The sequence below is a fragment of the Streptomyces sp. Z423-1 genome, from assembly GCF_013009255.1.
Taxonomy (GTDB): Bacteria; Actinomycetota; Actinomycetes; order Streptomycetales; family Streptomycetaceae; genus Streptomyces; species Streptomyces gossypiisoli.
Window position 1 is genome coordinate 2,805,614 of sequence record NZ_CP053109.1, and the last position, 21,198, is coordinate 2,826,811.

General features: G+C 70.4%; 20 protein-coding genes. 12 read left to right on the top strand and 8 right to left on the bottom strand.

The window, feature by feature from the left end:
* The first annotated feature begins 19 nt into the window (after positions 1-19).
* The gene (locus HJD23_RS12525) at positions 20-550 is read left to right on the top strand and encodes a nitroreductase family deazaflavin-dependent oxidoreductase (protein ID WP_171118169.1); all 531 of its coding nucleotides are present in this window, start codon (positions 20-22) and stop codon (positions 548-550) included.
* Between the two features lie 479 nt (positions 551-1,029).
* On the opposite strand, the gene HJD23_RS12530 is transcribed toward HJD23_RS12525, so the two are convergent.
* Positions 1,030-1,683: a sulfite exporter TauE/SafE family protein gene (locus HJD23_RS12530; protein ID WP_171118171.1), complete on the bottom strand. Its 654-nt coding sequence runs from the start codon at positions 1,681-1,683 to the stop codon at positions 1,030-1,032.
* Between the two features lie 622 nt (positions 1,684-2,305).
* Here HJD23_RS12530 and HJD23_RS12535 point away from each other — a divergent pair.
* The 4 genes from HJD23_RS12535 to HJD23_RS12550 all read left to right on the top strand — a co-directional run bounded on the left by HJD23_RS12535 (position 2,306) and on the right by HJD23_RS12550 (position 7,222).
* On the top strand, positions 2,306-2,827 hold the full coding sequence (locus HJD23_RS12535; protein ID WP_171118172.1) for a DUF2690 domain-containing protein: 522 nt from the start codon (positions 2,306-2,308) through the stop codon (positions 2,825-2,827).
* Positions 2,828-2,861: 34 nt separating this feature from the next.
* Positions 2,862-5,858, top strand: a complete 2,997-nt coding sequence (locus HJD23_RS12540) for a hypothetical protein (protein WP_171118174.1) — start codon at positions 2,862-2,864, stop codon at positions 5,856-5,858.
* 143 nt (positions 5,859-6,001) lie between these two features.
* Entirely contained in the window at positions 6,002-6,736 is a 735-nt protein-coding gene (locus tag HJD23_RS12545; RefSeq protein WP_171118176.1) for a hypothetical protein, read from the top strand.
* A gap of 234 nt (positions 6,737-6,970) precedes the next feature.
* Positions 6,971-7,222: a hypothetical protein gene (locus tag HJD23_RS12550; protein WP_171118178.1), complete on the top strand. Its 252-nt coding sequence runs from the start codon at positions 6,971-6,973 to the stop codon at positions 7,220-7,222.
* Positions 7,223-7,805: 583 nt separating this feature from the next.
* Here HJD23_RS12550 and HJD23_RS12555 read toward each other — a convergent pair.
* Both HJD23_RS12555 and HJD23_RS12560 read right to left on the bottom strand, forming a co-directional pair.
* The gene (locus HJD23_RS12555; protein ID WP_171118180.1) at positions 7,806-8,216 is read right to left on the bottom strand and encodes a four-helix bundle copper-binding protein; all 411 of its coding nucleotides are present in this window, start codon (positions 8,214-8,216) and stop codon (positions 7,806-7,808) included.
* A 130-nt stretch (positions 8,217-8,346) separates the two neighbouring features.
* Positions 8,347-8,967 (bottom strand): TetR/AcrR family transcriptional regulator, encoded by a 621-nt coding sequence (locus HJD23_RS12560; RefSeq protein WP_240980694.1) that lies wholly within the window; start codon positions 8,965-8,967, stop codon positions 8,347-8,349.
* 61 nt (positions 8,968-9,028) lie between these two features.
* Between HJD23_RS12560 and HJD23_RS12565 the strand changes: the two genes are divergently transcribed.
* Both HJD23_RS12565 and HJD23_RS12570 read left to right on the top strand, forming a co-directional pair.
* On the top strand, positions 9,029-10,075 hold the full coding sequence (locus HJD23_RS12565) for a saccharopine dehydrogenase (protein ID WP_206326336.1): 1,047 nt from the start codon (positions 9,029-9,031) through the stop codon (positions 10,073-10,075).
* A gap of 65 nt (positions 10,076-10,140) precedes the next feature.
* Positions 10,141-10,944 (top strand): class I SAM-dependent methyltransferase, encoded by an 804-nt coding sequence (locus HJD23_RS12570; RefSeq protein WP_277347803.1) that lies wholly within the window; start codon positions 10,141-10,143, stop codon positions 10,942-10,944.
* Here the strand turns inward: HJD23_RS12570 and HJD23_RS12575 are convergent.
* Positions 10,932-12,557, bottom strand: a complete 1,626-nt coding sequence (locus HJD23_RS12575) for a multicopper oxidase family protein (RefSeq protein WP_171118184.1) — start codon at positions 12,555-12,557, stop codon at positions 10,932-10,934. The two genes, HJD23_RS12570 and HJD23_RS12575, sit on opposite strands and share 13 nt — an antisense overlap.
* Before the next feature lie 96 nt (positions 12,558-12,653).
* Positions 12,654-12,845, bottom strand: a complete 192-nt coding sequence (locus HJD23_RS43045) for a DUF6153 family protein (protein ID WP_206352699.1) — start codon at positions 12,843-12,845, stop codon at positions 12,654-12,656.
* Between the two features lie 787 nt (positions 12,846-13,632).
* Here HJD23_RS43045 and HJD23_RS12585 point away from each other — a divergent pair.
* Entirely contained in the window at positions 13,633-13,929 is a 297-nt protein-coding gene (locus tag HJD23_RS12585) for a heavy-metal-associated domain-containing protein (protein WP_171118188.1), read from the top strand.
* A gap of 115 nt (positions 13,930-14,044) precedes the next feature.
* A complete protein-coding gene (locus tag HJD23_RS12590) occupies positions 14,045-16,318 on the top strand; it encodes a heavy metal translocating P-type ATPase (protein WP_171118190.1) in 2,274 nt (757 codons plus the stop codon).
* 258 nt (positions 16,319-16,576) lie between these two features.
* Here HJD23_RS12590 and HJD23_RS12595 read toward each other — a convergent pair whose 3' ends face one another.
* Genes HJD23_RS12595 through HJD23_RS12605 form a run of 3 tightly spaced genes read right to left on the bottom strand, consistent with a single transcriptional unit; the run spans position 16,577 to position 18,874 of the window.
* Complete coding sequence (locus tag HJD23_RS12595; protein ID WP_197973094.1) at positions 16,577-17,872, bottom strand: MFS transporter; 1,296 nt, start codon at positions 17,870-17,872, stop codon at positions 16,577-16,579.
* Positions 17,873-17,910: 38 nt separating this feature from the next.
* Positions 17,911-18,438, bottom strand: coding sequence for an aspartate carbamoyltransferase (locus HJD23_RS12600; protein ID WP_197973095.1), 528 nt, complete (start codon positions 18,436-18,438; stop codon positions 17,911-17,913).
* Complete coding sequence (locus tag HJD23_RS12605) at positions 18,431-18,874, bottom strand: MarR family transcriptional regulator (protein ID WP_171118192.1); 444 nt, start codon at positions 18,872-18,874, stop codon at positions 18,431-18,433. Before HJD23_RS12605 ends, HJD23_RS12600 begins: the two co-directional genes overlap by 8 nt.
* Positions 18,875-18,986: 112 nt before the next feature.
* On the opposite strand from HJD23_RS12605, the gene HJD23_RS12610 reads away from it, so the two are divergent.
* From HJD23_RS12610 to HJD23_RS12620, 3 genes are all read left to right on the top strand, one after another.
* Positions 18,987-19,439 carry a DUF6153 family protein gene (locus tag HJD23_RS12610; protein ID WP_171118195.1) on the top strand — a complete coding sequence of 151 codons (453 nt, stop codon included), beginning with the start codon at positions 18,987-18,989 and terminating at the stop codon, positions 19,437-19,439.
* 100 nt (positions 19,440-19,539) lie between these two features.
* Complete coding sequence (locus HJD23_RS12615) at positions 19,540-20,199, top strand: DUF305 domain-containing protein (RefSeq protein WP_171118197.1); 660 nt, start codon at positions 19,540-19,542, stop codon at positions 20,197-20,199.
* Positions 20,200-20,340: 141 nt separating this feature from the next.
* Positions 20,341-21,198, top strand: a complete 858-nt coding sequence (locus HJD23_RS12620) for a F510_1955 family glycosylhydrolase (RefSeq protein ID WP_171118198.1) — start codon at positions 20,341-20,343, stop codon at positions 21,196-21,198.

The window sequence follows — 21,198 nt, forward strand, 5'->3', positions numbered from 1 at the left end:
CGACCCGCGGAAGGCGACCATGACGCACAGAGACACCCCACTCCGTCGTCCCCAACTCCCTACCGGATGGCGTCGCCTGGCCATCCGGCTGCCGATCCTGTTCTTCCGGGCAGGACTTGGTCCCCTCTTCGGTAAACGGCTGCTCCTGCTGCATCACACCGGCCGGGTGAGCGGCCTCGATCGCATGGTCGTCCTGGAAGTGGTGTCCTACAACCCGGGCGGCGCGAGCTGGACCGTCGCCTCGGGCTTCGGGCCGAACGCCGACTGGTACCGAAATCTGCGCGCACGCCCGAAGACGCTCATCCAGTTCGGCAACCGCCCGCACGCCGTCACCGCGCACTTCCTCACGCCCGAGGAGGGTGCCGAGATCATGCTGGACTACGCGCGCCGCCACCCCCGAACAGCCCGCCGCCTGTGCGCGTTCATGGAACTGCCCGTCGACGGCAGCGAGTCGTCGTACCAAGAGGCGGGACGCGCTGTCCCCTTCGTTCGACTCGACTCCGCCGACGAAGACCGCCGAGCCCGGGCGCGCACGCGCGTGACTCCCTGACGTCTCTCGGAGACCCCTGGAAGCGACCTGTACACGCGCTCCGTCAAGCCCGACCTGCGGGCCGGCGGCCACCCGCGCACGCTCCGCTGCCCGCCACGTACGTCATCGACCGCGCGTTGGACATGGAAGGCGCGAGGCGGCGTCGAGAGGGGCGCTCGGTGTCCCGACTCACCCGACCGAGACAGACGATCCCAGCGCGGCTGAGACGCAGAGCAATTCATCCATAGCTCGTGCCCGCGCTGCTGTCGGCGTTCCGCCCTTGATCCCAAGACGCTGAAGCAGATCAGGCTCAACCCGGAATCACTGTCCAGTCTCGCGCTCTACCAGCCCCTGAAGACAGCGGATCTAGCGGATCTATTCATGGCCCGCTTCTTCCAGCGAATCGAGGCGGCCGTACCCGCCCGTGATGGCGATAAGACGGCCTACTTAATTTTCTTACACGCCGAGGCCGCTGCATTCGAGCATGGGACGCCCTGCCCTCATAGACCCCACAACCCTTTGATCAGGGCAGAAAAACCACCAGTCAGGGCAAGCGCAAGGATAAGCCGCCGGACCCATTTCTCCGGGATCCGCGGTGCGAGCGCCCTACCGAGAGCAGCGCCTGCTGCCATAGCAGCCACAACAACTCCCCAGGATGCCCCGGTCAGCTCGGGCACGCCGTTGGAGGCGACCGAGAAGACGTTCACTACGATCCCGTAGAACTGCGCATTCGGCACGAACTCCTGCACCGCCCATCCCGCATTCACTGCGTACAGGGAGAAGGGCGGTCCGCCGACACCGGCAGACGAATTCATGAAGCCGCCCACAGCGCCTGCAGTCAGTGCTCCTTTTGTCCCTGTCAGAGCGGGTATTCGGACGCCACCCATCACGAATATGACGGCCGCACTCACCAACGCCCCGGCTCCCGCCAACAGCACCGGTTCAGGCAGCCGCGCGGCAATCCACGTACCCGCTGGAACGGTACACGCGGAGGCAATTACCAAGGGCACCATCGCGCCAAGATGCACTCGCCTCCAGCCCGTAGTGAGTCCTACCACGCTGATGGCGCCGGCCGCGCAATTTGCGAGGACCACGCCCTCGGTCGGGCCGAGCACCAAAACGAGCGTGGGAACCGCGATGAGTGCGAATCCCATTCCCGTCAGCCATGCCACCCAGTAACAGCTCGGCCGCCCCACCGCTTGCCACGGAAGACTCCTCGGGGGATATCCGGCGTGATCGCCAACATCCTCCACTCATCGGGGCGGAGCAATCAACGCTCCGTACACGTGGAAATCAGCCACTGGAGATTGCCCTCCGAGCGGCTCGCTGCCACGGGCTGTAGGCCGTCCACAGGCTCCTGTCGCTGAAGACCGCGATGACCCCGTCCGGGGCCACGTACTCGCTGAGCAAGAAGGTCCTCCGCGAGAGCGTGACGCAGCCGCAGCCGGTGGAGGTGGGGCCGAGCGCGGGACGGAGCATCTCTTCCGCCTCCGTGAGCATTGCCGGTCGGCATCGACCGCGATGAAGGATCGCCGGCTGACACGGTCAGGGCTTGCGACTCGGGATGCTTTGGGTACCTCTTGGCGGAACCTTGGTTGATCACGCCGTACGGCGGGCGACAGTCTGTGACCGTCGCGTGATCATGCGTGTTCGTGCGCGACGGCAACGGAGCGGAAGCGTCGCGCGTACGCATGCACGCATGCACGCATGCCCGAATGGCGAACCTGCCGCCACCGCTGTGGACGTACCCACTGTCAACGGATGTGAAGGACAGCCATGTTGACGCGAAGATTTTCCTCGGGTGCCGGATCCCGGATCGCTCCCTCTCTGAAGTCCCTGCTGCTGGCCCTCGCCCTGGCCGGCGGTTCCGTGTGCGCCATGACGAGCCCGGCGTCGGCCGCCACCTGCAAGGGCACCGCGTGCACCGGCCAGAGCCCGGTCACGGCGGGCTGTGACAGTGACGCCCGGCTCCTGGAGGAGGTCGACGAGACCGGGCTCTCCCTGCGGTTCTTCTACTCGGGCACCTGCGACGCGTCCTGGGCCAAGGTGACCCTCGACACCGACTACACCCTCGACCCGCAAGCCGCGAACATCTTCTACGTCCCTCCGCTGGGCGGCAGCGAGGCGTCGTACTCCACCGGATACATCGCCACCGCGGACGTGGCCAAGGCGACGCCGATGGTCGGCGGAGATTCGATGGCCAAGGGCTGTGTCACGGAACTGGGCCAAGGATTCGACCCTGCACCGGAGACGTGGAAGCAGCAAGGGACGAGCGGAGACTGTACGCAATGGCATTGACAAGAAGGATACGAAGGGGAGGAGAGCGGGCGTCTTGCGTCCACTGGGACGAGCGCGGCGCCTGACGGCCAGGATCGTCCCGCTGTCCTGCGCCGCACTGGCCGTGAGCCTGCTGCCGGCCTCCGCCGTGACCGCGGCGGCCGCACCGCAACAGCCGGTCCCCCACACCGACGGCACGCTGTTCGCCTCGCCCGCCAAGGCGCTGGGCGGCAACTGGCGGACTTCCGGCGACCGCGCGGTCATCGGGACCGGCGATTCGAAGGGCTTCCACGTTCTGGTGGCCGACGAGTCGCAGTCGTTCCGGTACCGGGAGGTGGCCGATCTGACCGAGGCCGGACTCGACGGCATCGGGCCGTGGACCGGATACGTGTGCGCCACCGGCTCCGGCCGCTACGCCGCGGCCGTCTACGCGCCGTCCATGGCCGCCAACAAGCCCGCCCTGATGCAGCACGGCGCCTTCGCCGCGGTCGTGGACCTGAAGACCGGGAAGGTCACCCGGTCCGTCACCGGTGTCCAGCTCGCCTACTTCTCCCCGGGATGCGGGCAGGGCGACACGGTCACCTTCACCCGGAGCGCCGTCGGCGACTCCGGGCACGGAACCACCCAGCTCTTCGACGTCGACGCCACCACCGGCAGAACCGTCGACAGCACCACCGTCACAGGCCAGTTCACCAACCCGCTGCCGACCGCGGACGGCGACATCGGCGTGCTCGGCGGCCGGCTCGTCAAGGTCTCGGCCGACGAGGCCCGCGGGCGGGTTTCCACGCTCACCGACCTGCCCGGCCGCCTGTTCGCCATCGCCCCGTCCACCGGCGGAGCCGTCGACCTGGCCGTCGTGTCGAACGGCAAGGACGTCCTGCACCGCTGGGACGGCAGCAAACTGACGAAACTCGGCACCGCCCCGCTTGGCAAGCTCGGCCTCTTCCCCCGCCACGGCGGCGACCTCGTCGCCGGCCAGGTGTCCGGCATCGACGCCACCGAGGCGCCCGGTCTGGCGAAGGCGAACGCCCCCGGCAAGCCCCTCGCGGCCTCCAGGCAGGGGCACCTGCTCACCACGAAGGCCGCGTCGGAGGAACTCAAGGGCATCACGTCGAAGATCGGCTCCTCCGGCGGGCAGGGAGCCGGACTCATCGACGTGCAGGCCCTCGCGCCGGAAACCGGCACCATGGCCACCACACAGGTGGCCACCGCCGAGGCCACGTCGTCGGGACCCGACGACGTGGAGCCCGACGTCAACGGCCAGCCGGAGAAGGACGCACTCGCCCAGTCCGGCGTGGCGCCGAGCGACCCCAACCCGCAGTCGCACTACTCCAACTGCCTCGTCAAGCGCAACGACCCGCACGCCCAGGCCCTGCAGCCCAGCCCGAACATGGTGGAGTGGGCCGTCGACCAGGCCGTGCACGGTGACCTGAACATCACCCGGCCGGCGAACTACCTGGGCACCGGCAGCGCCTCCTACACCCCGCAGGGCCTCTTCCCGCGCGTCGCGCTCACCGGGGGCGGCACCGTGCCCGCCCAAGTGATGCTCGGCATCCTCGCCCAGGAGTCCAACTTCAAGCAGGCGACCTGGCACTCCGTCCCCGGCGACGGCGGCAACCCGCTGCTCGGCGACTACTACGGCAACGGCGACAGCATCCACTACTACCCCAACAACGGTGCCGCCGACTGCGGTTACGGCATCGCCCAGGTCACCTCGGGCATGAACGAGGCCAAGCCGGACCCGTACGCACCGACCGAGGCGTACGCCATCGCCACCGACTACGCGGCCAACATCGCCGCCGGCCTGCAGATCCTGAGCAAGACCTGGAACCAGCTCAAGGGCCTGGGGATGAACGTCAACACCGGCAACCCGGCGTACGTCGAGAACTGGTTCATGGCGCTGTGGGGCTATAACAGCGGCATCTACACGGACACCTCGCAGAACGGCGGCCACATCGGGCTCGGCTGGTTCAACAACCCGGCCAATCCCAACTACCGGGCCGACCGCGCCCCGTTCCTGCGCGACTCCTATGACGACGCCGCGCACCCGGCCGACTGGCCGTACGAGGAAAAGATCATGGGCTGGGTGGAGACGCCGCAGCTCACCTACAACGGCCGGCCCTCGTACTCCTACCCTCAGTTCCCCACCGGGGGCACCGGACCGGCCGGCAAGCTCAACCTGAACCTGAACTACCGGGCCTACTGCGACAGTTCCAACAACTGCGACCCCGGGGCCGCGTCCGGTACCGATCCGTGCCCGGCCGAGAACGAGACCTGCTGGTTCCACGGCTCGGTCGACTGGGGTGCCGGTGGCGACTCGACCAACGGCTCCAGCGAGAACCTCGCCTACTCCCCCGGCAGCGGCGAGCCGCAGCTCAACCGGCAGTACGCGGCGGGCCCCTGCGGCAACGCCCCCAGCGGGCTGCTGGTCGACGACCTGGGTGACCCGGACGACAACACCCAGGGCTGCACCGAATCGCAGCCGAGCGGCGGCAAGTTCACCCTCCAGTTCGGGGACAACTTCACCTACCACCGCGGCGACGGCACCTGGCGGGCGACCGGCGACATCGCCCCGATCGACCTGCACCAGCTCGGCGCCGGATACGACGGGCACGCCTGGTTCACCCACGGCTACGCGGGTGGCACGGGCAGCGCGGCCAACCTGTGGCACAAGGTCACCGCGACCTGGACACCGGACCCGTCCAAAATGTCCGAGCCGGGCACCACGGGCCTTCTGTACGACATCTACGTCCACCTGCCCAACCACGGGGCGCAGGCCATCGTGCCGTACACCGTCCACGTCGGCATGAACACCGCTGTGGCCACACCCACGCGCACCTGCGGCGTCAAGCAGGCCACCCGCAGCAACGGCAACGACGTCTGGGTGGAGCTGGGCACGGTCCGGATGTGGCAGGGCGGCAACCTCCAGGCCGACAACACCAGCCGCAGCGACTACACCGGCGACCAGGACGTGGCCTACGACGCGGTGGTCTTCAAGCCGACGACGACCGCGTCCAGCACGGGCATCTGCTTCCACGACGCGATGCCCTGACACACGGCCGTACTCCACAGCAGTACACCACGGCACGGCGGTGCGTCCGTCCCACGGTCCGCGTACGACCGGGAGGTGCGGGCGCACCGCCTTCCCACTGCCGCACATCTCCCAGGCTGCACCTCGCAACGGAGCCCACGCTCATGAAGTTCCCGCACGCCCTCGCGGCGGCGCTGGCCGCCGGCGCCCTGCTCACCGGGTGTTCCTCGCACCCCGGCTCCTCACCGGGCTCCGGCTCCTCGGCGTCTCCGGGGCCGGGCGAGGGCGAGATCACCTCGTCCGCCACCTCGTCCGCCCCGAAGGCGGCGGCCACGCCGTCGCCCTCGGCCACCGCCGACCTGGACGACTGGCCGACCCGGCCCGCGACCTCGGACAAGGTTCGCGACGCCGTCCCCAATGCCGTTCTTGCGAAGGGATACACCGGCGCTGACTACCTGGCCCGGCTGACCAAGCGGTGGCACATCACACTGAGCGCGAGGAAGAAGAACGACTTCGACGCGGACGACGACCGGCCCGCCGTGTGGTTCTCCTCCGGTGTCGCCCACCCCACGGCCGGCACCGAGCTGTCCGTCGCCGTCGTGTGGAGCCTGGACGGCGACCTGAAGTCCCTGACGTGCGCCGCCGGCCGGACGGCCCCCGGTCGCGCCGACTTCCTGCGCCAGTGTGTCGAACTGGACCCCCCGGACGCGCATCCGGAGGCGGCGGCCCGCTGGCTGACTACGACCACGGCCGCCGTCGACAAGCTGCACGACCGGACCGGGAAGACCGTCGACAGCCCCCTGTACCGGGCGGGTTCCGCCGCGACCGTCCTGGTGGTGTACGGCGCGGGCAAGGACGGGGCGACGTACTCGCTCCGCGTCTTCGGAGCGGCCTCGTGAAAGTGGTGGCCATCGGCCCGGTCGGGAGGCAGACACCAAGGAAGCGTCGGCGGTGCTTGTGTCGCCTGTGGTGAGGGACCCGCCGATGCTTCTGTTGACCCGTTGCTGGCCCCGTGACCGGGCCCACTCCTTCTTCGCCTGTGCCTGCTGGAGAGCCGCATCCGCTGGGCGCGTCGCTGTCCCACCTGGTGGTGCGCTCGCTGGTGCCCGACTGGAACCCCGCTGACGGTGGCGGTGGACGACACGCTGTTCAAACGGCGTGGGAAGAAGGTCTTCGGGGGCGGCCGGATGTCGAAGTCGACCGCGTCCGCGGACGTCACCATGAACGCCGCCATGTGCGCAGAGGAGTTGCACGTGGGGTCGAAGTACGCGAGCGACGCGGTGAACCCGAGCTTGGTGACCGAGCCCGTGCTGGTGTTGACGACGGCCGTGAAGGCTCCGCCCTGGAACAGGTCGGGCTTGTTCGTGAACGTACGCGGCGCGTAGACGACGGCCGCGTGGTCACGGTCTGTCCTGGTGCCGGCGGGGCAGGATGACCGGCTGCTCGAAGCCCGCGTTGCGAACAGTCGCCGCCACCGAGGCCATGAATTTGCCGCGCCTTGAGGGGATCTTGTGGTGATCAAGGGACGCGGATTTCCCGATCACGGGGTCGATGCCGACTACTGTGCGATCCGCTCCGGACACCCGCGATGCCGGAAGAACCATGCCGCGCCATGCGGGGCGGGGCGGCGACGGTTGGGGGCCGTCAGTGCGTCGATCTCGCCGTGTCGGAGCACACATCGTCTTGGGCCGGTGCGCCGTCCGCGTGCCGTATGCCGTGATCACGGCGACGGCGGGTGCCGCCGTCGCCGCGGGTGCCGGGATCGCGGCGCAGACCTCGACTTCGGCGCACGCGGCGCGCGGCGGCCGGATCCTGCCGGGTCGTTCCGGCTGGTCTCGCTGGTCGGTCGCGATGCCTCCCTACCGGCGTAGCCGAGTCCGCTGTGTACCCCGGGGGCACCAGCAAGCTGCTGCCTGCCGGAGTCGGCGCCGTCCGCCCCGCTGCAGTACGGGGTGGACGGGCCGCATGTCAGCCCAGGGAACCGATCAGGTCATGGCACGCCTGCTCGCAGCGACGGCACGCCTCGGCGCACACGCGGCAATGCTCGTGCCGGCCGGCGTGGCGCTCACACTCGTCGCCGCAGGCTTTGCAGACGGTCACGCACGCCTGCAGGATCCCTCGGGTGACGTTGGCGTCGTAGCCGGTGTGGCGGGACAGAACGGAAGCGGTCGCGTTGCAGATGTCGGCACAGTCGGCGTTCGTACGGATGCACTTGGTCAGTTCACTGACCATCTCCTCCGACACGCACGCGTCCGCGCACGCCGTACACGCCTGCGCGCAGGCGATGCATTCCTCGATACACCGGGCAAGCTTCTCCCGGTCCACCCGGCCCAGATCGGCAGGGTAGGTGTCGAGCATGTCCTTGACGGCAGTGGTCATGACAGGAACCTCCAGCGGGTATGGCAGCGACGGCTGATGCCGTCCCCGTAGGGGTAACACCGCGTCAGACGCCGCAAACCCGGTCCCCCAAGCGGGGCCGCTGGATCCGCCCGCTCCCGGACTCCAGCCTTCAGGGCAGCAACTGTCGTACGAGCGTGTCCGCGGCCCAGCGTTCCCAGCGGGCCGGGGTCCAGCCGCGTCCGCTGACCAGCAGGTCGTAGGTCTCCGGTCCGAGCACCGTGAGCGCGATGTCGGCGGCCGCCGCCCCGTCGTGGCCGTCCCGCAGACACCCGCCGGTCTTGGCCAACAGTGCCTCGGCGAAGTGGAGCTGGACGGTGTGCCGCTGCTGGAGGTTGGTGCGCCACAGCTCGGCCAGTTCCGGGTCGGCTGCCGCCGCGCCGCGTACGACGTCCAGCACGGGGGCGGCACGTTCCAGCACCTCGCGTGCTCCGGCGGCCTGGAGGGCGAGTTGTCCGGCCGGGTCCGGTTCGGCGAGCACCTTGCGGGCCCAGGGGCGGTCGAGGGTGGCGACCGGGTCGCCGTCACCGGCGATCGCGACGTCCAGGACCTCCTTCAGCAGGGCCCGCTTGGTGCCGAACGTGAAGTACACGGTCTGGACCCCGACTTCGGCCGCGCGGGCGACGTCCTCGACGGTCGTCCGCGTCCAGCCGCGTTCGGTGAACAGCCGGGTCGCGGCCTCCAGCATGCGCTGCCGGGTGCGGCGGGCCTTCTCGGCGCGGGTCATCGGCATGAGGGCTCCCTGGACTCCCGGATTTTGACTGTAGTGCCACTACAGTGTAATTCACTGGAGTATGACTACAGCGGAATCACGGGGAACCGACGGCCGGATCCTGGTCGTCGGCGGCTACGGTGCTGTCGGCGCGACCGTGACGTCGACGCTCGGCGCCTGGTACCCGGGCCGTGTCGTGCCCGGCGGGCGGAACGCGGAGCGGGCGCGTCGGCTCGGCGGCGTCCGCGTGGACGTCGCCGACCCCGAGGGCTTCCGGCGGGTGCTGGATGGACTCGGCGCGGTGGCCGCGGTGGTGCTGTGTGTGGAGCCGCCGGACGCGGGGGTCGCCCGGGTCTGCCTCGAAGGCGGCATCCATGTCGTCGACGTCTCAGCCACCGCGCGGCTGCTGGACGCCGTGGCGGAGCTGGGCGGTGTGGCCACGGACGCCGGGGCCACGGGCGTGCTGAGCGTCGGCGTCGCGCCGGGTGTGACGAACCTGCTCGCCCGTCGCGCCCACGAAGCCGTCGGCGGGGCCGACCGCATCGACCTCACGCTGCTGTTCGGGACCGGTGAGCGGCACGGCACCGACGCGCTGCGCTGGACGATGGCCGGTCTGGCCGAGCCGGTGCGCGCCCGTCCGCTGCGCACCGAACTGCCCGGCCACGGTCCCCGGACCGCCCACCCCTTCCCCTTCTCCGACCAGCACACGCTGCCCCGCACCCTCGGCGTCCCCCAGGTGACCACGCGCCTGTGCCTCGACTCCCGTGCGCTGAGCACCGCCCTGTTCACGATGCGCCGAGCCGGTCTGACGCGACTGACCGCCCGACCGGACGTTCAGCGGCGGCTGGCCGACCTCTCCGGCCGCGTCCACCTGGGCGGCGACGGTTTCGCCGTACGGGCTGATGCCTGGCACGGCGACCGGCACGCGGCCTACGCGCTCACCGGACGCGAGCAGAGCCGCGTCACCGGCCTGACCGCCGCGTACGTCACTCGCGAACTGCTCACCGGGACCGCGCCCCCGGGCGTCCACCACATCGAGCAGCTCCCGGGCCTGGCCCGGCTGCCGGAGGACTTGGCCGAGTACGGCGTCACGCTGCTGCGCCACTCGGGGCGGACGGGCCGGCGGTGAGCGGCGACTGGCAGGGAGGCGATTACACCGCCGCCGGTGACGCATGGGCGCATGCCGCGGACGATGTGACGGCCTTTGCCCTGGCTGCTCTCGGCCCCGAGCCGGGTCGGGCACGGCATGCGCCCGTGCCGCGCGTCCTGGACGTGGGCACCGGGTCCGGGCCCGCAGCGCTCGCCGCCGCACGTGCCGGAGCCCATACCGTGGGCGTGGACCTGGAGCCGGGACTGCTGCGGATCGCGGCGGATCGCGCTCGCCGGGCGGAACTGCCGAGCCGGAGCGTCGGGTTCGTGGCCGGAGATGCGCAGGCTCTGCCGTTCGCCGCGGGGGCCTTCGATGTCGTGGTGTCCACCTTCGGTGTGATGTTCGCGCCCGAACCGTCCCGGGCCGCTGCCGAGTTGGTCCGTGTCTGCCGTCCCGGAGGACTGCTCGCGGTCGCCTCCTGGACGCCCGACGGGATCATGGGCCGGATCGCCCCGACCGTGCGGCGCCACCTCGGCCGCCGACCGGAGGACAACGGCTCGCCGATGCGCTGGGGTGACCCCGCGCACGTCCGCGCCTGGTTCACCCCGCTCCCCATAGCCGTCCGAACGCGTGTCGAACGGGTCCGCGTCGCATACTCCTCGGTCGCGCACGCCGTCACCGTCTTCGAGAACAAGCCGGGTCCACTCCGTGAGCATCGCGCGGTCCTGGAGGCCGCCGGGCGCTGGAAGCGCGCCAGGGCCGATCTGGCCGACCTGTTCGCCGAGCACAACGAGGCCACCGACGGCAGCCTCGTCCTCGCCGCGCCCTACCTGCTGGTGTGGGGACGGGTCGGGCCCGGCCGGTGGCCGGACCCGGGTGCTGCACACGTCGGCCGTCATGCCCGGTAGGCGACGAGAGCCATCATCCCCACCTCGCCGTGGTAGACGTTGTGGCAGTGCAGCATCCACTGCCCCGGGTTGTCGGCGTCGAAGACGACGGACACCGTCTTCTTCGGCAGCACGATCGTGGTGTCCTTCCGGGCGCCGCTACCACCGAGCTGGAACGTGTGGCCGTGCAGGTGCATCGGGTGCCACATCTCCGTGGTGTTGACGAAGTCCAGGCGGACCCGCTGCCCCTCCTCGACCAGGAAAGGGGCGGCGTCCGGGTTCGCCATGTCGAACCTGCGGCCGTTGACGGCCCAGTCGTACTTCTCCATACCGCCGGTCAGTTCGACGCGGTGCACGACGTCCGCCTTCCTCGACGGCAGACGCACGTCCTCGGCCGCCTTGAGAGCCGATGCGGTGGTGACCGTGCCGTTCAGCTCCTTCGGGCGGACGGCCGCGGACGGCGCGCTGCCGGATCCCGTACGCACCAGGGCCAGGCCGGTCGCGTCCTTGCCCTCGGCGAGCGCGACGAGCGGGAAGACACCGTCGCCGAGGGTCACCAGCACGTCGTAGCGCTCGCCCATGCCGATCAGCAGGGCGTCGGTCTGCCGGTGCTCGACGGGGTAGCCGTCGGTGTGGGTGACGGTCATCCTGTGCCCGCCGAGCACCACCCGGTACGCGGTGTCGCCGCCCGCGTTGATGAAGCGCATCCGCACGCGCCGGCCCGGCTTGCCGGTGTAGACGTCCGGGTCGGCCGGCACCTTGCCGTTGATGAGGTGGTAGGGGTACTTCACGTCGCCCGCGTCGCCGCCGAGGAGATCACTGGTGGCGCCCATGAGCATGAACCTCATCGACATGTCATCGCCGTCACCGGAGGAGGACGCGGACGGCGACGTGCTCATCCCGTCCATGTCCGTGTCTCCCATGCCGTGGCCGGACATGCCGTGGCCGGACATGTCGTGGCCAGGCGTGCTGCCGGTGCCGGCCGAGCCGTGGTCGGCCATGCCCTGCCGGAGTTCGGCGAGGGCCTCGTCGGGGGTGCCGGTGACGCCGTCGAGCCAGTCGTCGAGGACGACGACCCATTCGTCGTCGTAGGAGAGCGGCTCCTTGGGGTCCTCGACGATCAGTGGTGCGTACAGGCCGCGGTCGAGCTGGAGCCCGGAGTGGGGGTGGAACCAGTGGGTGCCCGGGTCGGCGGCGATGAAGCGGTAGGTGAAGGCGCTGCCGGCGCGGATGTCCCGTTGGGTGACCATCGGCACGCCGTCCATGTCGGAGCGCAGGGCGAGACCGTGCCAGTGGACGGACGTGGGGGTCCTGTCCGGGAGCTGGTTGGAGAGTTCGGCGACGAGGGTGTCACCGGCGGAGATCCGGATTTCCCTGCCGGGGGCCTGTCCGCCGTAGGCCCAGGTCCTGGCCTTGACGCCGCCGAGGTCGAGGGTGACGGGGGCCGCGGTCAGGGTGACCTTGCGCTCGGTGCCGGTGGCGCGGCGCTTCTTCTCCGCGCGGGCGACGGCAGAGCCCGAAGGGCTCATCAGGGTGGGTGTGTTGGATGAACCGCTGCTGCAGGCGGCGAGCGTGCCGACGCTCGCGACGCCGAGACCTGCGAGCAGGAGGGAGCGACGGTTGAGGCTGTTCACGGTATGGGTCCTCTTCTCTCAAGTGCGCGGCATCGCGTACGTGGCGACGCCATGGGCTGTGGCCGGGCCCCGGCCGTACCGGGGCGAACTCGCGGCCTATATGCGCAGTTGAGAGAGGACGGACAGCTCGGGCGGGGCCCGTTCGGCCGTCCGGGCGGTGACGGTGGCGCGCGAGGGAACCGGGTCCGCGGCTGCGCTCGCGCGGAGCGTCTCTTTCGGCGGGCAGAGGTTGGTGGTCGTGACGCTCGCCGCGCCACAGTGCTGGGCGATGCCGTCACCGCAGTTCATGACGTTGCCCGCGTGTCCGGCCGGGGCATCCTCGTGAGCTGATGGTCCAGCCGCCCCGGAGTGCGACGCATGTGGGTCTGCGCTGAGGTGGCGGGCTCCCGGCTCGGTCATCCCCGCCATCGACGTGCCCGGCATGTCATGGGTTCCGGCCATCGCGGTCGAGTCATGGTGGACGAGGACGGCAAGCGCAACCAAGGCGGCCACCAGCACGCCGAGTGCCGACCGGCCGGCGGTCCGAGCGTACGCCGACGCCGGCCTGGAGCAGCGCCCCACGGGCCTCACACCCGATCCCCTCCCGTTGTCCGCCACCATCCGCCCAGGCTCAATATACCCCCCAGGGGTAAATCCGCGCGCTGGCGGCCCGAGGAAGGAGCCGCGACTCATGGCAGCCCCAGCGAGCACCGCCGGGCTGCCGGGATGTCGTCACCCGTCTGACAGCTCGTGGTTGCCGCGCCGGCGGTGTACTTCCTGTTGTCGATCGCCGCATCCGCATGGCCGCGCGTGCACGACGCCCGGAAGAATGGCTGCTCGGGCGGCCGACCCCGCGGCTGGGGCCGCCGCCGCCGCAGACGCCGGCGCCGGCCCGGCGCGACACCGGAGCGGCGCTCGCCGCCCACATCCGGCGCGAGGGTTGGTGCCGTCATCACATCCCCAACGCTGCACGTGTGGGCGGCATCACAGGTTGCACATACCCCCAGGGGGTATAGCATCGGTGTGCCGGGAGAGACCGAGGACATCACGCTCTCCCGACGGCAGACCCACGCATCCACCCCCTGAGGGAGCACCCATGACCACCCAGACGAACTCCGGATCCTGCTGCTCCTCCGACGGCTCCTGCGGCTCGGGCGCCGCGACCGCCGTCCAGGGCGACGGCGTCACCACCGTCTACAAGGTCTCCGGCATGACCTGCGGCCACTGCGAGGGCGCAGTGGCCCAGGAGATATCCGCCCTGGACGGCGTGACCGCGGTCAAGGCCGTGGCCGAGACCGGTGAGATCACCGTCACCTCCGCCGCCCCGCTCGACGAGGAGGCCGTCCGGGCCGCCGTCGACGAGGCCGGCTACGAGCTCGTCGGCCGGGCCTGACGGTCCGGCTCGGGCATCCGGCCCAGACCACCTACCGGGCATTACCTCCCGCGCCGGGACGCATCGCTCCGCTGATACGGACGCTGTGCGTCCCGGCCTCTCCCAGGAGATATGTATGACCAGCACGGCTCCCGAAAAGACGTCCCCCGGCGCAGCGTCCGCGCCCGCCACCGATGTCGAGCTCTCCATCGGCGGCATGACGTGCGCCTCCTGCGCCGCCCGCATCGAGAAGAAGCTCAACCGCATGGACGGCGTCACCGCGACCGTCAACTTCGCCACCGAGAAGGCGAAGGTTACGTACGCGGAGGGCGTCGAGGTCGCCGACCTCATCGCCACCGTCGAGAAGACCGGCTACACCGCCGAGGAGCCGTCGCCACCCGCCGCTGAGGAGAGCGCCGCCGAGGCGCCCGTGGCGGCGGACGACGAGTTGCTCTCGCTGAGGCAGCGGCTGCTCGTGTCGCTGGCCCTGTCCGTGCCCGTGGTGCTGATGGCGATGGTCCCGGTCCTGCAGTTCGACAACTGGCAGTGGCTGTCACTGACCCTGGCGGCCCCGGTCGTCGTCTGGGGTGCCTTCCCCTTCCACAAGGCGGCCTGGACGAATGCCCGGCACGGCGCCGCGACCATGGACACGCTGGTGTCCATCGGTACGCTCGCCGCGCTCGGCTGGTCGCTGTGGGCGCTGTTCTTCGGGCACGCCGGCATGCCCGGCATGCGGCACGGCTTCGAGTTCACCATCTCCCGCACGGACGGCTCCTCGTCGATCTACCTGGAAGCCGCGGCCGGCGTGACCGCTTTCATCCTTGCCGGGCGCTATCTGGAGGCGAAGTCCAAGCGCAAGGCGGGCGCGGCGCTGCGGGCGCTGCTCGAACTCGGCGCGAAGGATGTCGCCGTGCTGCGCGGTGGTAAGGAAGTGCGCATCCCTGTCGGGCAGTTGGCGGTAGGCGACCGGTTCGTCGTACGGCCCGGCGAGAAGATCGCCACGGACGGCACCGTGGTCGAGGGCGCGAGCGCGGTCGACGCCTCTATGCTCACCGGCGAGTCCGTGCCGGTCGACGTGACGGTCGGCGACGCCGTCACCGGCGCCACGGTCAACGCCGGCGGCCGACTGGTCGTCGAGGCGACGCGCGTCGGCGCCGACACCCAGCTCGGCCGGATGGCCAAGCTCGTCGAGGACGCGCAGAACGGCAAGGCAGCCGTGCAGCGCCTCGCCGACCGGATCTCCGCCGTCTTCGTCCCGGCCGTTCTCCTCATCGCGGTCGCCACTCTCGGCGGCTGGCTCGGCGCCACCGGTGACACCGCCGCCGCGTTCACCGCCGCCGTCGCGGTCCTGATCATCGCCTGCCCGTGCGCCCTGGGCCTGGCCACGCCGACCGCGCTGATGGTCGGCACGGGCCGCGGGGCGCAGCTCGGCATCCTCATCAAGGGGCCGGAGGTCCTGGAGTCCACGCGCCGCGTCGACACGATCGTCCTGGACAAGACCGGCACGGTCACCACGGGCCGGATGACTCTGCAGGACGTGTACGTCGCCGAAGGCGTCGACGAGAGCGAACTGCTGCGGCTGGCGGGCTCCCTGGAGCACGCCTCCGAGCACCCGATCGCCCAGGCCATCGCCGTCGGCGCGGTCGAGCGGGCCCGCAGCCTGCCGGTACCGGAGAACTTCGAGAACGTCGCCGGGCTCGGCGTCCAGGGCGTCGTCGACGGCCACGCCGTGCTCATAGGCCGCGAGAAGCTCCTGGAGGAGTGGGTGATCGAGCTGCCACGGGAGCTGGCCGAGGCCAAGGCCGCCGCGGAGGCCGAGGGACGTACGGCGGTTGCCGTCGCCTGGGACGGCGAGGCGCGCGGCGTCCTGACCGTCGCCGACGCGATCAAGGAGACCAGCGCCGAGGCGGTGGCCGAACTGCGCAGGCTCGGGCTGGAGCCCGTGCTGCTGACCGGCGACAACCGGCTCGTCGCCGAGTCCGTGGCGCGGAGCGTCGGCATCGACGAGGTCATCGCCGAGGTCCTCCCCCAGGACAAGGTGGATGTCGTCAAGCGGCTGCAGGCCGAAGGCCGTTCGGTCGCCATGGTCGGCGACGGCGTCAACGATGCGGCCGCCCTGGCCACCGCCGACCTGGGCCTGGCCATGGGCACCGGCACGGACGCCGCCATCGAGGCCGGCGACCTGACCCTCGTACGCGGCGACCTGCGGGTGGCGGCCGACGCGATCCGCCTCTCCCGCAGGACGCTGGCCACCATCAAGGGCAACCTCTTCTGGGCCTTCGGCTACAACGTCGCCGCCCTGCCGCTGGCCGCGGCCGGGATGCTCAACCCGATGATCGCGGGCGCGGCGATGGCCTTCTCGTCCGTATTCGTCGTGACGAACAGCCTGCGCCTGCGGTCCTTCAGGTAGACGTGCAGCCATTGACCAGCGGGGTCTGCCGGAAGGCAGGACCCCGCTGGGTCACTGGACGAGCCTGTCGCCACGTACTGGCCGGGGTACGGGGGGCGGGGCAAGGTCCCGGGGACCTCTCTCGGGGAGTAGGCGTATCCGCACCCCGGGCCGCCGAGATCGCCGCAGCCCTCGGCGACGATCTGACCGTGGTGGGCGAGGACTGAGCCAGCGGGCGCCCGTTCGCAGGTCCCCGGCGCCAGTAGTCGTAGTCCCCGCTCACGCCATGTCATCGGCAGGCTCCTGCTTCGGCCGCTCCGCGGTGCGCTCCGGCACGGGGCCGGACAAGCCGGGGATCCGCCGGCCGACGAGCAGATAGATGACCACACTGGCCAGGGCGAACGAGCCGACGCCGAGGAACATGGTCGTGCCGCCGTAGGCCGCGAGCAGCAGGCCACCGGTGTAGGGGCCGAGGAAGACGCCGAGTTGGGCGAAGGTCTGCGCGCCGAAGTACGAGCCTCGGCGGTCCTCCGGCGCGATCCGGTCGATGATGGCGAACTCAGCCGGATAGATGAGGATCTCGCCGAGCGAGAACACCACCATCGCGGCGACGAAGTGCCAGGTCTCCTCCGCGAACGCGAAGCCTGCCATGCCGAGGACGGTCAGCAGACCGCCGACGACGATGGACGCTACGGGGTTGCGCTTGGCCGTGAACCGGGAGACGGACAGTTGCAGGACGACCACGGTCACCGCGTTGGTGGTCAGCACGTACCCCAGGATCGCGGTGCCGTCGGCGAAACCGTCGGAGAGATGCTGCGCGAGCAGCGAGGAGATACGGCCGTGCACGGCCTCCAGCAGCAGTCCGGCGAGGATGAGGAACAGCAGCCGCGCGTCAGTCGCCACGACCCGCGCGCTGTCCGCGAGTCCCTTGAGCACGCTGCCGAAGAGCCGCGCCTGCCCCTCGCCGGTGGCCGTCCCGTCGGGCTCGCCGGCCGGCGCGGACGACGAGGTCAGCAGCAGGACTCCGGCCAGGCCGAGCAGGTAGACGCCGTAGCCGAGCGCGCCGACGAGGAACGCCGACCGGTCGCCGGCCAGACCGACCGCCGCGCCGGCGACCGGCCCGACGGCGAAGCCCATGTTGGTGGCCACGTACTGGTAGGAGAACCACTTCACCCGCCGGCCCGGCGGGAGCAGGTCGCTCAGCAGCGCCTTGCCCACGGGGCCGAAGGAGCTGCTGCTGAGCGCCATCGTCGCGTTGAAGACGAACACCGCAAGGACGCCGTGGCTGAAGTAGAGGCCCACGAAGGAGCCGATCACTCCCAGCAGGGAGACCAGTAGCAGCCGGGTCCGGCCGAGGAGGTCGGAGAGCGAGCCTCCGACGAACCCGGCGAAGACCGAGAAGAACACCGATGAGCCGATGATGAAGCCGATCATGCCCGGCTGGAGCCCGAGTTCCTGGTGGAGGAACACGGCCAGGAAGGGAACGGTGACCGAGTTGGCGAGGCTCATGATGCCGGAGCCGACGATCAGCACCCGGGCGAGCACAGGTGGAGACGCGGTGGTGGTGTTCGTCATCGCGCTGTCGCGCCCTTGCCCCCTTTGCTCCTTCCGCTTCAATGGCCGGACTCGGCGTGCGCGCCGTGGTCGCCGAGCTGGGCTTCGAACCAGTCGTGCAGGGCGTCGGCCAGCGCCGAATCCTGCGTGGTGTAGGTCAGGGTGGCCCCGTCGGCCCGGTCTTCGTACGTCACCTCGATACGGTCATACCCGTCCCGCAGTTCGGCGAGGCCCGGCATGTCGGCGCCGTGGATCCGGGCGGGGTCGGCGAAGTCCCCCCGGCTGAACGCCGCGGCCTCCTTGCGCAGGTGATCGCGTATCAGGTCGATCTGCTCGGTATCGCCGCGCCGGTCGGCCACGACATCCTGGGTGCCCCCGGTTGCCGTGGGGGTGAAGCGGTGGGTGGTCCGCTCAAGGTCGAAGGGCATCACGGTTCTGCCGCGCTCGGCCACTAACTCCTGCCGCTCGGTCCGGCCGTCGCCCGGCTCCTTCTCTGAGCCGCCGGCCACCAAGGCGACAGCCGTCACCGCGCCGGCGATCATCACGCCCGCGCCCGCCACCAGGGCACGGCGCTTGCCGCTATTCATCCAGTGCCTCCACCATCACATCGAGGGCGTGGAGCACGCCCGCTCTTTCGTGGGCCGGGATTGCTTCGAGCAGTTGGGAGAAGCGCTCCCGTCGAGCTTGAGCAAGGTTCTGCGCGGCTCGCCGCCCCGAGGGGGTGAGGCGCAGGACGACACCGCGTCCGTCGTCAGGGGCCGGGGCGCGTTCGACCCACCCGCGGGCGGACAGCTGGGTGACCAGGCGGCTCACGGTGCTCTTCTGCAGCCGCAGCCGACGCGTCAGCTCCACCTGCCGCAGTGCGCCCTCTTGCGCCAACTCGCCCAGGGCGTGCGCCTCGGAGACCGAGATCTGCTGGCCACAGGGAGTGGTTTCCGGCTGGTGCAGCCCGAAGGCACGCACAAAACCCGCCAGTGCCTCCTGCAGAGCGGCCGGGTCATCGGCCCTGCGATCCCTTGACATGGTTCGACTGTACAACCAAGAGGTTCGAATCCACAACCAGTTCCGGCTCCTCTTCGGTAGTGTCGGGGGCCGAGGGCCGCGGCGGCTCTCGAAGGATGTGTGGGGAGCGACCGTGAGCCGGTACGTACGAACAGGAGGCGCCCTCGGGCACCTGCTGCTCGTGGTCGTGCTCGCGTTCGGTGTGTTCGTCATGCACACCATCGGTCATCCCACCGATTCGCATGCCGCCGAGATGGGCCCGGCCTCCCATGCATCGGCGCCGACGACCCATGCGGTCTCGGCGACGTACGAGGCCGCCTCGACTCCGACCATGGCGGAATCCGAGCACGCGGCCGCCTCCGGGCACGCGCCGTCCACCGACACGCCCGTCATGGCGATGGACATGCTCTCCCTCTGCCTGGCCGTCCTGCTCGCCGCATGGGTGCTCGCCGCGCTCGTCCGGTCGGCGCTCGCCCGCCACCCCGACTGGCTGGCGAGCCTTCGTGCCCAGGTCGCCGCGGTGCTGCACCCCAACCCGCCGCCACGCGGCCCCGATCTCACCCAGTTGTCGGTCCTTCGGCTGTAGGCCGAGACACCCTCGCGGGCGCGCACCACGCGCGATCCCGCCGTCTCGCACGCCCGAAAACAGCCACTAGAACCAGACAACACCCGAGGTGAAACCGATCATGACTGCCTTCACGCGCGCCCTGCGCCGCACGTCCACTCGCCGTATCGCGGCAGCGAGCATCGTCGCGGCGGGAGCTCTGCTGCTGTCCGCCTGCGGTGGCGACGGTGACGACATGAGCGGCATGGACCACGGCAGCAGCTCGTCATCGGCCACGGCGACCACCGACGCCGGGGACAAGGCCGGGGACTTCGACGACGCGGACGTGATGTTCGCGCAGATGATGATCCCCCACCACGAGCAGGCCCTGGAGATGGCTCAGCTCGCCGACGGCCGCGCCTCCGACGCGGAGATCAAGGACATCGCGCAGAAGATCGAGCAGGCCCAGGACCCTGAGATCAAGACGATGAAGGGCTGGCTGCAGTCCTGGAAGCAGCCGACCGCGATGGAGTCCATGCCCGGCATGGACCACGGCAGCGGTCACGGTGGCGACGGCATGATGTCCGACGCGGACATGAAGGAACTCCAGGCCATGAAGGGCAAGGAGTTCGACAAGATGTTCGCCCAGATGATGATCGAGCACCACAACGGCGCGATCGCCATGGCCAAGGACGAGCAGAAGAACGGCAAGAACGCCGCCGCCAAGAAGATGGCCGGCGACATCGTCAAGGGCCAGTCCGCCGAGGTCACGCAACTGCAGAGCATCCTCGACCGGCTCTGAGCCAGGTCGCACCGGGCCGTCCGGCTCCGCGGCACGCTCGCCGAGGAGCCGGACGGCCCGGGCCCTGGCCTCCGCACATTTCCCTCGACCGCACCCTCCCGGCCTTCCGCGTCACCGCGCGCCCGATGTCTCCGAGGAACCATGAACAAGCGCCATGCCGCCGCGACAGCGGCCGCCCTGACTCTCGCCCTGACCGTGGCCGCCTGCTCCGATGACAAAGACGGCGCGGATACGTCCACCGCCGCAACAACGGTGAGCCACATCCACGGCCTCGGCCTGGACCCCTCCGACCAGCGCCTGTACGTCGCCACCCACGAGGGCGTCTACACCCCTGGCACAGGCGGCGAGCCCCGGCTCGTCGGCGACAGCAGGGACGACTTCATGGGCTTCACGGTGGCCGGGGACAACACCTTCTACGCCAGCGGCCATCCCGCCTCCGGCGGCAACAAGGGACTGATCAAGAGCACCGACGCCGGAAAGACCTGGACGTCGCTGTCCCTGTCCGGCGAGTCGGACTTCCACGCGCTGGACCACGCACACGGCACGGTCTATGGCTACGACGCCACCAACGCCCTGCTGCGCACCACCAAGGACGGCACCACCTGGAAGGACGGGGCGAGCCTCGAGGCGCTCGACATCGCGGTCAGCCCCAACGACCCCCGTCTCATCCTCGCCACCACCGCCGAGGGCGTCGCCCGCAGCACCGACGGCGGCAGGACGTTCGCCAAGGGCAAGAAGCCGGTGCTGGCGTACCTCTCCTGGAAGGCCGCGGACGCCCTCTACGGGATCGACCAGGCCGGTGTCCTGAACCGCAGCAGCGACGGCGGCGCCACGTGGAAGAAGGTCTCCACCGTGCCGGGCGGCCAACCACCCCAGGCGCTCACCGCGGTCGGCGCCGAGCACATCCTGGCCGCCACCCAGGACGGCGTGTACGAGTCGAAGGACGGCGGCAAGACCTTCCGCATGCGCCTCGCCGTCGAATCGAGCGGTGGACACTGA

What these genes read in the sequence shown, in the direction of transcription:
- HJD23_RS12525 (WP_171118169.1), top strand. Translation starts at nt 20, where the DNA reads ATGACGCACAGAGACACCCCACTCCGTCGTCCCCAACTCCCTACCGGA.
- HJD23_RS12530 (WP_171118171.1), bottom strand. Translation starts at nt 1,683, where the DNA reads ATGGGATTCGCACTCATCGCGGTTCCCACGCTCGTTTTGGTGCTCGGC.
- HJD23_RS12535 (WP_171118172.1), top strand. Translation starts at nt 2,306, where the DNA reads ATGTTGACGCGAAGATTTTCCTCGGGTGCCGGATCCCGGATCGCTCCC.
- HJD23_RS12545 (WP_171118176.1), top strand. Translation starts at nt 6,002, where the DNA reads ATGAAGTTCCCGCACGCCCTCGCGGCGGCGCTGGCCGCCGGCGCCCTG.
- HJD23_RS12555 (WP_171118180.1), bottom strand. Translation starts at nt 8,216, where the DNA reads ATGACCACTGCCGTCAAGGACATGCTCGACACCTACCCTGCCGATCTG.
- HJD23_RS12560 (WP_240980694.1), bottom strand. Translation starts at nt 8,967, where the DNA reads ATGCCGATGACCCGCGCCGAGAAGGCCCGCCGCACCCGGCAGCGCATG.
- HJD23_RS12565 (WP_206326336.1), top strand. Translation starts at nt 9,029, where the DNA reads ATGACTACAGCGGAATCACGGGGAACCGACGGCCGGATCCTGGTCGTC.
- HJD23_RS43045 (WP_206352699.1), bottom strand. Translation starts at nt 12,845, where the DNA reads ATGAACTGCGGTGACGGCATCGCCCAGCACTGTGGCGCGGCGAGCGTC.
- HJD23_RS12585 (WP_171118188.1), top strand. Translation starts at nt 13,633, where the DNA reads ATGACCACCCAGACGAACTCCGGATCCTGCTGCTCCTCCGACGGCTCC.
- HJD23_RS12590 (WP_171118190.1), top strand. Translation starts at nt 14,045, where the DNA reads ATGACCAGCACGGCTCCCGAAAAGACGTCCCCCGGCGCAGCGTCCGCG.
- HJD23_RS12595 (WP_197973094.1), bottom strand. Translation starts at nt 17,872, where the DNA reads ATGACGAACACCACCACCGCGTCTCCACCTGTGCTCGCCCGGGTGCTG.
- HJD23_RS12600 (WP_197973095.1), bottom strand. Translation starts at nt 18,438, where the DNA reads ATGAATAGCGGCAAGCGCCGTGCCCTGGTGGCGGGCGCGGGCGTGATG.
- HJD23_RS12605 (WP_171118192.1), bottom strand. Translation starts at nt 18,874, where the DNA reads ATGTCAAGGGATCGCAGGGCCGATGACCCGGCCGCTCTGCAGGAGGCA.
- HJD23_RS12615 (WP_171118197.1), top strand. Translation starts at nt 19,540, where the DNA reads ATGACTGCCTTCACGCGCGCCCTGCGCCGCACGTCCACTCGCCGTATC.
- HJD23_RS12620 (WP_171118198.1), top strand. Translation starts at nt 20,341, where the DNA reads ATGAACAAGCGCCATGCCGCCGCGACAGCGGCCGCCCTGACTCTCGCC.